Origin of the sequence: Actinoplanes sp. NPDC049265 (genome assembly GCF_043197135.1) — a bacterium.
In the GTDB taxonomy this organism is placed as follows: Bacteria; Actinomycetota; Actinomycetes; order Mycobacteriales; family Micromonosporaceae; genus Actinoplanes.
Map to the genome: position 1 here is coordinate 1 of NZ_JBICSP010000045.1, position 13,878 is coordinate 13,878.

Consider the following 13,878-nt stretch of genomic DNA (forward strand, 5'->3'; position numbering starts at 1 on the left):
TTGCCAAAGGAATCGCGAGGCAAAACAAAACCTCGCCATAATTGGCACTGGCTTATCTAGCACCCTGTTGAGTTCTCAAAGAACAACCACACACCGAAGAACTTGCCACCGTTTCAGGTGACCCGCCCTCGGGGCACTCGTTCAACTTTACTGTCTCGTCCTGGCCCTGTCAACCGGTATCTCCCGGTTCGTGCCGATCCGTTCCAGTACGTCCCCGTCGACACAGCGCGCAGCAAAACTACGTGCTCTGATCTAGGAGGACTGGCAGGACGGCCGTCGCGGCTTCCGCCGCGCTCTCGCCCGTTTCCCTGCCGAGAGAGAACACTACCCGGTGCCCCACCCGCGCTCCAAATCGGGGACCAGTGTTCCTCATAACCCCAGCTCAGCGCCGGGTTTTCCGAAAGTCGAGCAGGTGAAGGACTGGTCGAGCGCGGCCGGATCGCGCTCGATGACCCGGCCACACGGCACTGGCCCAATTCAAGACCGATGCTTCGGTACGCCAGCTGCTGACGCACACCGCCGGTCCGCCCGCGTTCCCGGTGCCGCGCCCGGCCGAGTCCTGGGCCGAGTGGGGTGTGCTCTGCGCCGACCTGGCCGCCGCATCGCCGGAGCGGCCCCCGGGCACGGTGGACCGGATCGAGGAAGCGCTCGGCGACTCCTAAACCGGCCGGACCCGCAGACGATTCTGAACCTCCGCGGAAGAAGGAAACACAAAGCGGAGGGGGCGATTCCATGAGTGGGCGATGGCGGACCGGGCTGGTGGCTGCCATTCTCATGCTCGTCGCCGCTGCCCTGGCCTTGCCCGGGGTGTCGACCGCGGGCAAGGCCAGGATGTCCGCGCTGCCGGCGGGCACCCGGGCGATGTGGCTGTGGGGCGATCAGCCGGCCACCGAGGTGATCACCTGGGCGGCGCAGCAGGGCGTGTCGGAGATCTTCGTACATGTCTCGCCGTCGGTCTTGACCAACGGTGACCTGGCTCGATTGCAGGACATGCGGGCTCAGGCCGGTGCCCGGCAGATCAAGCTGTACGCGCTGGGCGGCGACACGTCGTGGGTCACCAACCACGCCGCGGCGCTGGCCTGGGAGAAGACGGCGCTGAAGACCGGCCTCTTCGCCGGCGTGCACGTCGACGTGGAGCCGTACCTGCTCACCGCCTGGTCCACCGATCAGCAGGCGACGCTCAAAGCGTTTCTGACCATGCTGGACAAGATGCGCGCGGCGACGTCGCTGCCGTTGGAGGCGGACGTGCCGTTCTGGTACGGCGAGTACCGGGTCGGCAACAAGAACTTCGCCGACGAGGTGCTGCGCCGGGTGAGCGCGGTGACCGTGATGAGCTACCGCGACACCGGCACCGGGCCGAACTCGATCATGGCGGTCGGTCAGGACTGGCTGGACCGGGGTGCGGCGCAGACCAAGCGGGTACGGCTGGGCGCCGAGACCGAGACGCTGCCGGACTGCGGGTACTGCACGTTCCACGAGGAGGGTTCGACGGTGCTGGCCGCCGAACTGGCCAAGGTGGACGCGGCGACGCGGACCGAGCCGGCCTTCGGCGGGATCGCGGTCCACCGCTACGGCACCTGGCGCGGCCTGCCCAAGTGACGCCGGGCCGCGGCTCGCAGGCCGCGGGCCGCGGCTCGCGAAGGTGATGCGTCGGTGTGCTCAGAGCGCTCTGAGCACACCGACGCATCACTTTCGGCGGTGACGTTTTCGTGGGGACCGGGTGGGAACTTAGGCGCGGGTCCTGCCGGCCGAACGGACGAACGCAACGTCGGCAGGACCCGCTGCTACTTACGCAACCACACCGCTTCGTCTCGGTGCGACTCCAGCGGCGCCGGGTAATCCAGGCCGCGCCGCTGGGCGTCGGGCAGGCGCCACGGTTGGTGCACCGCCTTGCCCTCGATAGAGGCGAGTTCGGGTACGTAGCGACGAACGTACACGCCCTCGGGGTCGAAACGCTCGGCCTGACGGATCGGGTTGAACCGCCGGTACGGCTTGGTGTCATTTCCGGTCCCGGCCACCCACTGCCAGTTGCCCGAGTTGTTCGGCACGTCGCCGTCGTTGAGCCAGCGGAAGAACCATTTGACGCCGGGCCGCCAGTCGAGGCCGAGGTGCTTGGTCAGGAACGACGCGGTGATCAGCCGGGCCCGGTTGTGCATGTAGCCCTCGGCTTGCAGCTGGCGCATGCCGGCGTCGACCACCGGTACGCCGGTCAGCCCGTCCTGCCAGTGCCGCAGGGCGTCCGAGTCGTCACGCCAGCCGTCGGATTCGCCGGTTTTGCGGATGGCGTCGGTGGACAGCGTCGGCATGGCGTACGCGACCTGGTAGTAGAAATCCCGCCAGCAGAGCTGCCGGACGAAGGCCTCCGGACCTGGGCCGTCATGCTTGCGCACGGCGTTGGCCAGGGCGAGGGGCGAGACACAACCAAAGCGGAGGTACGCCGAGAGCCGCGATGTTCCGTCGGCCGGCAGGTCGTTGTGCAGTTCGTCGTACGGGCCGGTGTGCCCGAGCCAGCCGGCGACCCGGCGTTGCCCGGCCGTCTCGCCACCGGCGAGCGCGTCCGGCGACTCACCCTTCGGGGCCGCGGGCAGCCGGCCGGCCGAGACGCCGTCGGGCAGCGTCACCGTGCGCGGGGTGGCGACCTCGTCCCGCCACTTGGCCGCCGCCCACGCCCGGTGGTAGGGGGAGAACACCTTGTAGTGGTCGCTGCCGGCGCCCGGCTTCACGTCGCCCGGATCGATAACGGTCACGCCGGGGAAGAGCCGGAACGAGATCCGGTGCCGCTCGCACTCGGCGGCCAGGCGCTCCTGACGGCGCCGGGCGTAGCGGCTGACATCCGAGGTGAGGGCGACGCCCTCGGCGTGCACGGCACGGGCCAGCTTGATGGTCTCGGCCACCGGGTCGCCGCGCCGGATGACCAGGTCGCCGCCGTGGCCGCGGAGCGTCTCGCGCAGGTCGGCCAGGCACTGGTGCAGGAAGCGGGATCGGTTCGGGGAGAGGTCCTGCAGGCTCGGGTCGAGGACGTAGAGCGGGACGACCCGTTCGAAGTTGGCGCAGGCGGTGGCCAGCGCGGGGTTGTCGCGTACGCGTAGATCCCGCGTCAGCAGGACGACCGCGGTCTTCATGCTGAGTCCTCCTTCGGCAGGCCCGTCTGGCCCTCGCCCGTGCCGGACAGATAGCTGTGCCGCCGGCCCAGGGCGTGCTCCTTGAGGCGAACCCGCAGCCGCGCGACGCCGTCCGCGGGCTGGGCTGGGTGCCGCTCGGTGCGGCCGGTCATGCCGGCACCTCCACCGGCGTTCCCGGCCGGGTCAGGATCGAGCGGACGGCCACGCCGGCGCGGCGCTGGTTGGGGACGGTGGCCCGGCGGGTGAAGACGTCGTAGCCGGCCGCCACCACCTCGTCGAGGATGCCGCCGTAGAGCCGGAACGCGGTGCGCATGCACGCCTGCGAGGCCGGGTGCAGCATCGGGATGCCGGGGGCGGCCTGTCGGTAGTGGTCCTTGGCCACGCTCACCTCGTACCGGATGAGGTCTTTGATCCTGGGGGTGGCGATCCGCGCCTCGAGCTCGGCGCGGGTGACGCCGAACCGCGACAGATGCTCGTCGGGCAGGTAGGTGCGGCCGCGGTCGAGGTCCTCGGCCACGTCCCGGATGAAGTTGGTGAGCTGGAAGGCCAGGCCGAGCTGGCGGGCCGGCGCGTGGGCGGCGCGCGGATCGTCCGAGCCGAGGATGGGCAGCATCATCGTGCCGATGACCGCGGCCGAGCCCTCCATGTAGCCGAGCAGGTCGTCGTAGGTGGCGTAGGACGTGACGGTCAGGTCCATCGCCATGCTGCGCAGGAACGCGTCGAAGTCGGCCCGGTCGAGGTCGAAGACCGCGATGGTGTGCAGTACGGCCGGGAGCAGCGGGTCGTCGATCGGCTGGCCGCGCAGGCCGGCCAGGAAGCGCTCGGACCACTGGGTCAGCCGGGCCGCGCGCTCGGCCGGCGGCAGGTCCTCGGTGCGGTCGACGATCTCGTCGGCGTAGCGCGTGAACCCGTAGAGCGCGTGCACATGGCGGCGCTTCCACGCGGGTAGGAGACGGGTCGCGAGATAGTACGTGCGCCCGTGCCGTCGATGCAGCTCACGGCAGCGTTCGTAGGAGGCGGCCAGGTCGTCGCTCATGGTTTCCATCCTAACGAAATCGACTCAGCAATCGACGCAACACGGAGCCTACGGTACTGTCGGGTACGTGGCCAACGACACCCTCACGGGACACCCGATCCCCCACCAGAGCCGTGGGGAGACCGGTCTGGTCGCCCACGTCGAGGGCACCCTGGCCGACTTCCTAGCTACCCAGATCGCCGCCCTCGACGCCGTCGACCCGGCCCTCGGCGGGTTTGCCCGCACCGCCCGTGACCTGGTCCTCGGCGGCGGCAAGCGCCTGCGGCCGACGTTCGCGTACTGGGGCTGGCGCGGCGTCGCCGACCCGGGCGAAGCGCTCGAGGCGATCCTCCCGGCGCTGGCCGCGCTCGAGCTCATGCACACCTTCGCCCTCGTCCACGACGACGTCATGGACGAGTCGGCCACCCGGCGCGGCGCACCCACCGCACACCGCATCTTCGCCACCCAGCACGACCGCGACGGCCGGCTCGGCGACGCCGACCGGTTCGGCTCCACGTCGGCCATCCTGCTCGGCGACCTCTGCCTGGTCTGGGCCGACCAGCTGATGGCCCGGGCCGCGCTCGGCACCGCCACGCTGTTCGCGGCGCGCGCCCGCTACGACCGGATGCGCGTCGAAACCGTCGCCGGGCAATACCTCGACGTGCTCGGCGAGACCCAGCCCGACGCCTGGTCGCTGGAACGCGCCCTGCTCGTCGCCCGCTACAAGACCGCCAGCTACACCGTCCAGCGCCCGCTGCAGTTCGGGCTCAGCCTGGCCGCGGCCTCCGCGTCCGACTCGCGGTCCGCGGTCGACGCCGCGTACGCCCGGTACGGCGAGGTCGTCGGCGAGGCCTTCCAGCTGCGCGACGACCTGCTCGGGGTGTACGGCGACCCGCTGGTCACCGGCAAGCCGGCCGGTGACGACCTGCGTACCGGGAAACCCACCGCCCTGCTCATGCTGGCCCGCCGCCTGGCCACCCCCGCGCAACTGGCCGAGCTGGCCGAGCCGGCCCTCGACCCCGCCGGAGTCGTCAACCCCGCCGACGGCTCCGGCGGTCCCCCCATCGACCGCCTCGCCGACGTCATCGCCGCCACCGGCGCGCCCGACCGGGTCGAGGAGCTCATCCGGCGACGGGTCGACGACGGGCTGGCCGCCCTGCGCGACGCGCCGCTCCATCCGGACGCGCGAGCCGCACTGACCCACCTTGCCGTCGCCGCGACCCACCGCCCGGCATGATGAACGCCGTGCGTACCGTTTCGGGACCCACCGACCGGGTCATCGTGGTCGGCGCCGGCCTCGCCGGCCTCTCCTGCGCGTTGCACCTGGCCGCGGCCGGGCGTGAGGTCACAGTGGTCGAACGCGAGCCGGTCCCCGGTGGCCGCGCCGGCCGGCTGAGCGTCGGCCCCTACGAGTTCGACACCGGGCCGACCGTGCTGACCATGCCCTCCCTCATCGAAGAGCCACTGGCCGCCGTGGGTGAGAAGCTGTCCGACTGGCTCGAGCTGACGCCGCTCGACCCGGCCTACCGCGCCTACTATCCGGACGGCTCCACACTGGACGTGCGAACTGACACGGTGCGGATGGCGGCCGAGGTGTCCCGGGTCTGCGGGCCACGCGAGGCCGACGGATACCTGCGGTTCGTCGACTACGCGCGCCGTCTGTGGGAACTGGAACGCCACCACTTCATCGACAAGAACCTCGACACGCCCCTCGACCTGGTCAACCTCAATCTGCTGAGGCTGCTCGGGATGGGCGGCTTCGGGCGGTTGCAGGCGAAGATCGACCAGTTCTTCACGGATCCGCGTACCCGTCGGATCTTCTCCTTCCAGGCCATGTACGCCGGCCTCGCCCCGCACGACGCGCTGGCCATCTACGCGGTCATCGCCTACCTCGACTCGGTCGCCGGCGTGTACTACCCCAAGGGCGGCATGCACGCGGTGCCGGCCGCGCTGGCCGGGGCCGCGGCCAAACACGGGGTCCGATTCCGGTACGACACGACTGTCGCGTCCGTGGGCGTCTACAACGGGCGTGCGACAGGCGTCGTCACCACCGACGGCGACCACATCCCGACCGACGTGGTGGTCCTCAACCCCGACCTGCCGGTCGCGTACTCGCTGCTGCCGACCCCGTACCGGCGACGGCTGCGCTACTCACCGTCCTGTGTGGTGCTGCACGTGGGATCGTCGGCGGCATACTCGAAGATCGCCCACCACAACATCCACTTCGGCGCGGCCTGGAAGGGCACCTTCGACGAGGTGATCCGGCGCGGTGAGCTGATGAGCGACCCGTCGCTACTGGTCACCCACCCGACCCCGGACACGTACTACATCCTCGCGCCCACACCTAACCTCGACGTCGCGCCGCTCGACTGGGACAAACTCGGTCCCGTGTACGCCGACCAGATCATGGCCGAGCTGGAACGCCGCGGCTACATCGGCTTCCGCGACCAGGTCGACGTGCTGCGCATCGTGACACCGGCCGACTGGGCGGCCCAGGGCATGGCGGCGGGCACCCCGTTCGCCGCCGCACACTCGTTCACACAGACCGGGCCGTTCCGCCCCGGCAACCTTCATCCGACACTGGAGAACGTGGTGTTCACCGGGTCGGGCACACAACCAGGAGTAGGGGTACCGATGGTGTTGATCTCGGGCAAGCTCGCGGCCGCACGGGTGGTCGACGCGTGAACCGGGAAGCACACCTGGTCGAACTGGTCGACGCCGACGGCGCGGCGATCGGCTCGATGACCGTCGACGAGGCCCACCGCGCCCCCGGCCAGCTGCACCGGGCGTTCTCAGTGCTGCTCCACGACCAGTCCGGGCGGGTCCTGCTGCAGCAGCGCGCCGCGGTGAAGACCCGGTTCCCGCTGCGCTGGGGCAACACCGCCTGCGGGCATCCCGCGCCCGGCGAAGAACTGGTCGTCGCGGCGGCACGGCGGCTCGAGGAAGAGATCGGGATCAGCGGGGTCTCGCTGTCGGTGGTCGGGGTGTATCCCTACTACGCCGAGGACCCGGCCAGCGGGCGCGTCGAATACGAGTACGACCACGTGCTCGTCGGCACCGTGCCCGAGTCGATCGCCACCAGTCCCGACCCGGCCGAGGTGGCCGAACTGCGCTGGGCGCCCGTCGTCCCGCTCCGCGCCGAGGTGGCCGCCGACAACCGCACCTACGTCCCGTGGCTCCGCGGCGTCCTCGGCGTCGCCGCCGACGCCCCCGCCCCCTCCAGCGCTGAACTGGCGGATCAGCGGGGCGGTGATGGATGAGGCGCTGACGGCCGGGGCCGTCGCACGTCGCCTCGGCGTCGCCGTCACCACGCTGCGGACGTGGCACCAGCGCTACGGGCTGGGCCCGAGCAGCCACGCGCCCGGTCAGCACCGGCGGTACACCAGCGAGGACCTGGACCGCCTCGAGGTGATGCGCCGGCTCACCGCCCAGGGGGTCGCCCCGGCCGAGGCGGCGGCGTGGGCGAAGCGCATGCCCGTACCCATCGAGAAAGCCGCACCCAGCGACCCCGCCTGGACCACCACCGAGGCCATCCCCGCCGCCCGCGACGGCGGCGGCCACGCCATCCCCGTCGGCCGCGCCGGCGCCACCGCCCGCGGCCTGGCCCGCGCCGCGATCCGCCTGGACGCCGCGGCCCAGCGCGACCTCCTGCAGATGACCATCTCGCGCCGCGGCGTCGTCCGCGCCTGGGACGAGGTGATCATGCCGGTCCTGGCCGGCATCGGCGAACGCTACGCCGCCACCCTCAAGTTCATCGAGGTCGAGCACCTCCTCTCCCGCACCATCACGGAAGCCCTCAGCGCCGTCCCGCGCCCACCCGTCGGCGTCCCCCCGCGCATCCTCCTGACCGCGGCCGATGAGGAACAACACACCCTGCCCCTGGAAGCCCTGGCCGCGGCCCTGGCCGAAACCGGCGTACCCACCCGCATGCTCGGCGCCCGCGTCCCGCCCCCCGCCCTGGCCGGTGCCATCGAACGCACCGGCCCCGCCGTCGTCGTCATTTGGTCCCAGACCCCCGAAACAGCCGATCCGGCCCAGCTCGAGCCCCTGCTGACCGGCCCCCGCCGCCCCTACCTGGTCGCCGTGGCCGGCCCCGGCTGGACCAAACACGCCCTCCCCGCCGAAGTCCCCCTCCTGGGTGGCCTGACCGAGGCGATCCAGGTCGTCACCGCCGCCGCCACCGCATAGTCGCTGGTGACAGCGTTGTGGGATACCGGTTTGGAGGGCGGCCAGGGGATCACGTATGCTTTCCAAGCCTCAAGCGGGGGGCCCGGTTGGGGCAAACCACCGGCGCCATTGCGGGTATGCAATGATGGCGGAGTTGCCCTCATCGTCTAGTGGCCCAGGACGCCGCCCTTTCAAGGCGGTAGCACGGGTTCGAATCCCGTTGGGGGTACGGCACGGTAAGTGAATAGCAAGGTCCTGTGGAGCAGTTGGAGTGCTCGCCGCCCTGTCAAGGCGGAGGTCGCGGGTTCAAGTCCCGTCAGGACCGCCAAGCACCATCACGGCCAGGTAGCTCAGTTGGTACGAGCGTCCGACTGAAAATCGGAAGGTCGGCGGTTCGACCCCGCCCCTGGCCACCACGCCGAACCTGGCCGAGAACGTCACCCACCTGCGGAAACGCATGGTGGGTTTCTCGTTTAAAGGCCTCTCGTCCATCGCGACGATGTCCCCTGTTGACCTCTGATTCCTCATGATCGCCGCTGTGAGTTGCACGCTGGCTGCACGCCACGGTCCCGTGGATGGGGACCGCATGGGACGCCTGAGTGCTGCTGGTCACACTGTTGTTCTTCTCCTCTGGTGAGCTCCGACATCCGGCCCGCGCTTCGAAGCATCTCTAGGGTGTTCGCATGGCGAACCTGGAGACGGCAGAAATGATCGCTCGGTCCCGCACCGTGACAGCGGGCGCCCTGTTCGACGGACGCGCTGACCTGAACGGCTACCCCTACCAACTGCTTGGTGTCGTGCAAGAGGGTCAGCTAGGGATGAACCATGTCAGCTTGGTCCTGGCCGCTGCTGAGATGCTGCTCCCGTACGGGTGGCAGCTGGTCAACGTCAGCGAGTTCAGCAGCGGTGGACACGCCTGCGCGGTGATGCAACGTCGGCAGTCTTGAGTCGGCTGAACGACGGTTTCATCGGATCGCACCTCATCGATAGGATGATTCATTTAACCGCGGGGGTGAGATGAGCGATTTCGGCTTGACGCCGCTCAATGTCTTGGGCTCGTACGAGGAACTGAGGGCGAAGGCTGGCAACGCTCCCGCTGCTGAACTTCCGGATGGCGATCTGGAGGGCCGCGACACCAGCCGGATGGTCGTGGTGCGCTTCAGCCGTCACGGCGACCCGTCGGCCGTCGAAATCAGTACCTACTGGCGAGACGCGCTCACCCCGGACGGTCTACGGCAGGGCCTTCTCGCTGCCTATCGGGCTGCCTTCGACGCTGCCACCGCAACGCTGCGACCGGTCCCCGACGAGTGGTCCGCCCCGGCGGCCGGACAGCCGGCCTCTGCCGCGACCACCTATCCCGACGACGCAGCCTGGTTCGACGCCGTTCGCCGCGAGCTGGACGAGACCGACGCGCGCCTCGCCCGCAACGCCGAGATGCTGGAACGCGATGACGTCTCCAAGCGGCATGTCAGTGGCCCCGCCGGCTTGGTCCGCCTGGCTGTCGACGGCTTCACGGTGACCGACGTTCTCATCGATGCTCGGGTGGCTCTGGAGAAGTCCCCCAACCAGATCGCAGCCGACGCGCTGGCGGCCTTCCGTATGGCAGTGGCGCCACCGTCACAGGCGTGGGAGTAGCGACGTGGACAAGACCGAGGTCGTCACCGATGCGCTTCGAGACGAGGGTAAGAAGTGGTTCACCCTCTCGAACGAGATGCACACCGTCGCGGGCAACATCGCGGGTCTGTCGCTGGACGACAGCGCATTTTGGTGCGGCGACCAGATCACGGTTGCGCCGGCGCCGATCTACCGCGACTTCCAGGACTTCGTACAGGACCGCTGCGGTGAGGGCTCCAGTGAGTTCGAACAGATCGGGGAGGCCCTCAACCGGGCCGCGGACGAGTACGACGGCAGCGACGAGGTATCGGCCGAGACCTTGACGAAGATCTACGGAGACCTCTGATGGCACCGGACGCAGGGCTCAGCCCGGACGCGATGACAGCCGAGTTCCGCCGAGCAATCGAGCAGGCACGCACGGGCATCGGACAGATCGTCGAGTCGTTCAACACGATCGTCAACAAGGTCGCGGACTGGGGCTTCCTGGCCGGCCCGGCATTCCTGCTCTGGGCCAAGGAGAAACTGGACGACTTCCGGGCGAAGCTCGTCGAGCTCGTCGCCAAGGCGCAGTACATGGTGGAACACTCCACGCCCATCGTCTCGCTGATCATCACCAGCTTCCACTGGCTGGAGAAGGTGCAGAAGCCTGCAACGGGCGTGGCCGGCCAGATAGCCGTCAAGGGCGACCGACTCGTGTACTGGAAGGGCGCAGCCGCCGAGGCGTACGGATCCAAGCTCCCCTTCCAGCAGGCCGCGACCTCGGACATGGCCGCCAAGGCCGACTTCATCAGCACCTGGCTTTTCACGATCGCCAAGGCGAACGTCGACTACGCCAAGTCCATGGGCGCGTACGTGTCCGAGATCGCCGGCGGCCTGATCACCGCCGCGGCCAACGCCACCACCGTCATCAACATCCCTTGGGCCATCGACCAGCTCGCGAAGCTGGTCGGCGGTCTCGTCACCAGGGCCCTCGACGACACCATGAACATGGCATCCCGCCTCGTCGAAGTCCTCAAGAGCGCCCGCGACGTGAAAGCGTCCGTCAACAACGTCGAGAAGCTGGTCGGCCCACCGGTCGGCACCTGGCCCCAGGCAGTCAACGTTGGCTGAACCACGCCGGCGCAGCCTCTACCTTCTGGCCAGCTGCTGGGCGGCAGCGGTCGCCTCGATCGTGCTCTTCGCCTGGCTCACGACCGACGGCTACGCAACCTCGCAGCTGACCCCGCTGCCCGGCGAATCCCAACGGACGCTTCAGGAATGCACCACCTCAGCATGCGCTTCCGATGCGGCGGCGTTGATCAGCAAACAACTCACCGCGCTCGGCAATACTAAGTCGCTGGCCTTCGACACCGCTTGGGCGATCGCCATCCTCGCCGCAGCCTTCGTTCTCGTCACCACGGTGCTATTCCTCCGCAAGAAGCACCGCCAGGCCGCGTCATTCCTCAACGTCGCGTGGAAGATCTTGGCCGGCGCCACCGTGTTGGTCTTCCTCGTCCAGCTGATCAACTTGATCAGACACGCTTCGGAGCTCACCGGCGTGCCCTCGGGTGCCCGGACCTTCACGTACGCCAACGCATTCACGTCACCCTTGACCAACTTCGGCCACGCCTACTACCTGGTCTGGCTCGTCGCCGTCGGCGGAGCCACCGCGCTGCTCATGCGGTCCCTGCAGTTGTCCCTCGCGACTGGACGCTAACTTCCGGCCACGGACTCGAACCGAACCCGCGAGCTGGCATCCCGTCCGCCGTCGACCCACCTGCATGGGAGCGGTCCTGTCTCAGGGCGACAAGGTGGAGCGCCCTACCGGACGAACGACCTTGTCGCCCTGAGACAGGTCTGCTGGTCTCACCTGGGTCGACGGCGGACGGGATGGCTCACTGCCATCTCAGATGCCCGAGATCCCCGCCGGAGGCGACATCCGGACGATTGAGTGATCGCAGATCTCAGCCGGTGCGCCGGCCGATGCCGGCCGTAGGCCGCCAGCAGGCCGAGCGCGTCCGGCCTGCGCCGCGCTCGCGCGGCGCCTTGATCGTGCGGAATCCATGCCAGATCGCCGGCGCCGGCGTGACGAAGGCAGCTGAGCGCCAGCTCTTGATCTTGAGCTTGGATGTGGCAGCTCCCGCCAACGCCGTGACGCTCAGACCGCTGGTGGCAGGCCACCGTCGCCGTCGACGACCGCGTCCGGTGTGCCGTCCTGGTCGAGGTCGACCATCGTGATGTCGACCTTGCCGTCGCCATTGGTGTCGAACTGGAACAGGTCGGCCTTGCCGTCGCCGTCGGTGTCGGACACCCAGACGTCCGGCTTGCCGTCGCCCGTTGTGTCGGTGGCCAGCAGGTCCACCCGGTCTTCGCCGCGTGTCTCCACGGTTTCCTGCGGCTCGGTCATTCTTCCTCCTCGAACGATCGGCGCCCCCGCCTCCGTCAGACCATAGGGTGCCGCCGCCATCGGCGCGACCGGACAACTAACGTCAGGTTCGTGGATCAGCAGATCGGGCCGGCCGGAGTGCTCGGCGATCGGATGGGCATCAGCATTCTGGAGGCGTCGCCCGAACGGGTGGTCGCCACGATGCCGGTGGAGGGGAACACCCAGCCGTACTCGTTGCTGCACGGCGGCGCCTCGTGTGTGCTGGCCGAGTCGCTCGGGTCGGTGGGCGCGGCGCTGCACGGGAAGACCGTGGATCGGCCGCTTGCGCTGGGCGTCGACATCAGTGCGACCCATCACAAAGCGGTCCGTTCCGGGCTGGTGACGGGGACCGCGACACCGCTGCACCGGGGGCGGTCGGTCGCCACCTACGAGATCATCATCACCGATGAGGCCGGTGATCGGGTGTGCACGGCCCGGCTCACCTGCCTGCTTCGTGCCACATGATCGCTGCGGTCCTTGACGGAACGACGTACGTTCTTTGCGTGACCGATGTACCACAGCATGCGCTCGACGACGCTGCGCAGGTGCTCCATTGCGCGCTCAGCGGAGACAGCGATGCGGTGGTGGGCACCTTCGACGCCGTGGTCGACCGGTCCGGGGTCGTCGGCGCCTACGACGTCGCCTGGTGCCTGGCCGCGACCATGGTGGGGCAGAACGTGCCGCTCGGCGGGGCGTGGACGCTCGACTTCCCCGGCATCGACGACGCCCGCTACGACAAGCGCTGGGTGGCCCGCTTCGTCAGCGCGTACGTCAACGGCGACGTCCACACCGGCGAAGCCCTGTTCAGCGCCGCGATCTCCGACGGCCAGCTACCCGAGTGCCTGCTGGCCCTGGCCGGCTCGACGATCGCCACGCTGCGCCACCGCGCCGCGTAGGCCGTGTTCGCGGTCCAGCCGAGTGCGAGGCGTGGTCCTGAACCGCGAAACTCGGCTTAGTCGTCAGTGCCCTTCAGGTAGAGCGCCTTCGCGTACTGCGCGGCAGCGGCCTGGCTGTACATGGCCGCCTGGCTCATGTACCACCCGTTATCGGAGAGCGCCTTCTTGGCGGCCGTCATCCCCGACCACCGAATATCGGCGTCGACCTGCGACAACCCGCGCGCCTTGAACTGCCGCCGCATCTGCTGCTTGCCGGACTGAAACGCCTCCGCGGCCTCCTCGGCCTGCTTCATGCAGGACATGCCTTTCTCGCTGAGGGCCTCCGCGAACGTGTAGGCAGCCTGCTCCGCGGCGTTCTTGAACTTCAGCAAGGTCGCTCCTCCCCTGGCGATGCCGACCCTGATGTTCTCTGATTGCCATACGTAACCGAAGTCCCGCACGATGGCCCTCCGCATAGACCGCTGAAAAGGGCAAACTCGCTGCATCCAACGTGTCTCCACGACCACGCAGAGTGAGATTTTCATGCACTTCAAGGGCTGGATGTCGTAGCTGGGTGGGTGGTGCTGACCGCAGCTCATTGGTGGACCCTTGTTGTTGTCCGGCTCGTTAGGGCCGGAGGCATCTGGATCCGTCGGGTCATCGCCCACCGTTGCTGCCCCC

The 13,878-nt window shown here is 69.0% G+C and carries 18 protein-coding genes and 3 tRNA genes; 16 read left to right on the plus strand and 5 right to left on the minus strand.

Annotated features, from left to right (window positions below):
* Positions 1-539 precede the first annotated feature (539 nt).
* Positions 540-662 carry a hypothetical protein gene (locus ACGFIO_RS43890; protein ID WP_392837140.1) on the plus strand — a complete coding sequence of 41 codons (123 nt, stop codon included), beginning with the start codon at positions 540-542 and terminating at the stop codon, positions 660-662.
* A gap of 70 nt (positions 663-732) precedes the next feature.
* Positions 733-1,599, plus strand: a complete 867-nt coding sequence (locus tag ACGFIO_RS43895) for a hypothetical protein (RefSeq protein ID WP_392837143.1) — start codon at positions 733-735, stop codon at positions 1,597-1,599.
* A gap of 185 nt (positions 1,600-1,784) precedes the next feature.
* Here ACGFIO_RS43895 and ACGFIO_RS43900 read toward each other — a convergent pair whose 3' ends face one another.
* From ACGFIO_RS43900 to ACGFIO_RS43910, 3 genes are read right to left on the minus strand one after another with little or no spacing between them, the layout of a single operon-like run.
* Entirely contained in the window at positions 1,785-3,122 is a 1,338-nt protein-coding gene (locus ACGFIO_RS43900; protein WP_392837145.1) for a cryptochrome/photolyase family protein, read from the minus strand.
* Complete coding sequence (locus tag ACGFIO_RS43905; RefSeq protein WP_392837148.1) at positions 3,119-3,274, minus strand: hypothetical protein; 156 nt, start codon at positions 3,272-3,274, stop codon at positions 3,119-3,121. Before ACGFIO_RS43905 ends, ACGFIO_RS43900 begins: the two co-directional genes overlap by 4 nt.
* Complete coding sequence (locus ACGFIO_RS43910; protein ID WP_392837151.1) at positions 3,271-4,158, minus strand: phytoene/squalene synthase family protein; 888 nt, start codon at positions 4,156-4,158, stop codon at positions 3,271-3,273. The genes ACGFIO_RS43905 and ACGFIO_RS43910 overlap by 4 nt, the downstream gene beginning before the upstream one ends.
* Before the next feature lie 67 nt (positions 4,159-4,225).
* Between ACGFIO_RS43910 and ACGFIO_RS43915 the strand changes: the two genes are divergently transcribed.
* The 12 genes from ACGFIO_RS43915 to ACGFIO_RS43970 all read left to right on the plus strand — a co-directional run bounded on the left by ACGFIO_RS43915 (position 4,226) and on the right by ACGFIO_RS43970 (position 11,614).
* Positions 4,226-5,374, plus strand: coding sequence for a polyprenyl synthetase family protein (locus ACGFIO_RS43915; protein ID WP_392837154.1), 1,149 nt, complete (start codon positions 4,226-4,228; stop codon positions 5,372-5,374).
* Entirely contained in the window at positions 5,374-6,822 is a 1,449-nt protein-coding gene (crtI, locus tag ACGFIO_RS43920; RefSeq protein ID WP_392837180.1) for a phytoene desaturase family protein, read from the plus strand. The genes ACGFIO_RS43915 and crtI overlap by 1 nt, the downstream gene beginning before the upstream one ends.
* A gap of 56 nt (positions 6,823-6,878) precedes the next feature.
* On the plus strand, positions 6,879-7,397 hold the full coding sequence (idi, locus tag ACGFIO_RS43925) for an isopentenyl-diphosphate Delta-isomerase (RefSeq protein ID WP_392837182.1): 519 nt from the start codon (positions 6,879-6,881) through the stop codon (positions 7,395-7,397).
* Positions 7,387-8,325 (plus strand): MerR family transcriptional regulator, encoded by a 939-nt coding sequence (locus ACGFIO_RS43930; protein WP_392837157.1) that lies wholly within the window; start codon positions 7,387-7,389, stop codon positions 8,323-8,325. The genes idi and ACGFIO_RS43930 overlap by 11 nt, the downstream gene beginning before the upstream one ends.
* Before the next feature lie 135 nt (positions 8,326-8,460).
* Positions 8,461-8,533, plus strand: a tRNA-Glu gene (locus ACGFIO_RS43935).
* A gap of 22 nt (positions 8,534-8,555) precedes the next feature.
* Positions 8,556-8,632: transfer RNA gene (locus ACGFIO_RS43940), tRNA-Asp, on the plus strand.
* A gap of 11 nt (positions 8,633-8,643) precedes the next feature.
* Positions 8,644-8,720: transfer RNA gene (locus ACGFIO_RS43945), tRNA-Phe, on the plus strand.
* A gap of 267 nt (positions 8,721-8,987) precedes the next feature.
* The gene (locus ACGFIO_RS43950) at positions 8,988-9,251 is read left to right on the plus strand and encodes a transcriptional regulator (RefSeq protein WP_392837159.1); all 264 of its coding nucleotides are present in this window, start codon (positions 8,988-8,990) and stop codon (positions 9,249-9,251) included.
* Positions 9,252-9,321: 70 nt separating this feature from the next.
* Positions 9,322-9,939, plus strand: a complete 618-nt coding sequence (locus tag ACGFIO_RS43955) for a hypothetical protein (RefSeq protein WP_392837162.1) — start codon at positions 9,322-9,324, stop codon at positions 9,937-9,939.
* A gap of 4 nt (positions 9,940-9,943) precedes the next feature.
* Positions 9,944-10,264 (plus strand): hypothetical protein, encoded by a 321-nt coding sequence (locus ACGFIO_RS43960; protein ID WP_392837164.1) that lies wholly within the window; start codon positions 9,944-9,946, stop codon positions 10,262-10,264.
* Complete coding sequence (locus tag ACGFIO_RS43965; RefSeq protein WP_392837166.1) at positions 10,264-11,028, plus strand: hypothetical protein; 765 nt, start codon at positions 10,264-10,266, stop codon at positions 11,026-11,028. Before ACGFIO_RS43960 ends, ACGFIO_RS43965 begins: the two co-directional genes overlap by 1 nt.
* Positions 11,021-11,614, plus strand: a complete 594-nt coding sequence (locus tag ACGFIO_RS43970) for a hypothetical protein (RefSeq protein ID WP_392837168.1) — start codon at positions 11,021-11,023, stop codon at positions 11,612-11,614. The genes ACGFIO_RS43965 and ACGFIO_RS43970 overlap by 8 nt, the downstream gene beginning before the upstream one ends.
* A 441-nt stretch (positions 11,615-12,055) precedes the next feature.
* Here ACGFIO_RS43970 and ACGFIO_RS43975 read toward each other — a convergent pair whose 3' ends face one another.
* A complete protein-coding gene (locus ACGFIO_RS43975; protein ID WP_392837170.1) occupies positions 12,056-12,304 on the minus strand; it encodes a hypothetical protein in 249 nt (82 codons plus the stop codon).
* 90 nt (positions 12,305-12,394) lie between these two features.
* Here ACGFIO_RS43975 and ACGFIO_RS43980 point away from each other — a divergent pair, with 90 nt between their 5' ends.
* Together ACGFIO_RS43980 and ACGFIO_RS43985 are read left to right on the plus strand one after the other, a co-directional pair.
* Complete coding sequence (locus ACGFIO_RS43980) at positions 12,395-12,787, plus strand: PaaI family thioesterase (protein WP_392837173.1); 393 nt, start codon at positions 12,395-12,397, stop codon at positions 12,785-12,787.
* Positions 12,788-12,825: 38 nt separating this feature from the next.
* Complete coding sequence (locus ACGFIO_RS43985; RefSeq protein ID WP_392837175.1) at positions 12,826-13,218, plus strand: hypothetical protein; 393 nt, start codon at positions 12,826-12,828, stop codon at positions 13,216-13,218.
* A 56-nt stretch (positions 13,219-13,274) separates the two neighbouring features.
* Here ACGFIO_RS43985 and ACGFIO_RS43990 read toward each other — a convergent pair.
* The coding region (locus ACGFIO_RS43990) for a hypothetical protein (RefSeq protein ID WP_392837177.1) at positions 13,275-13,878 on the minus strand (604 nt) is incomplete at its 5' end.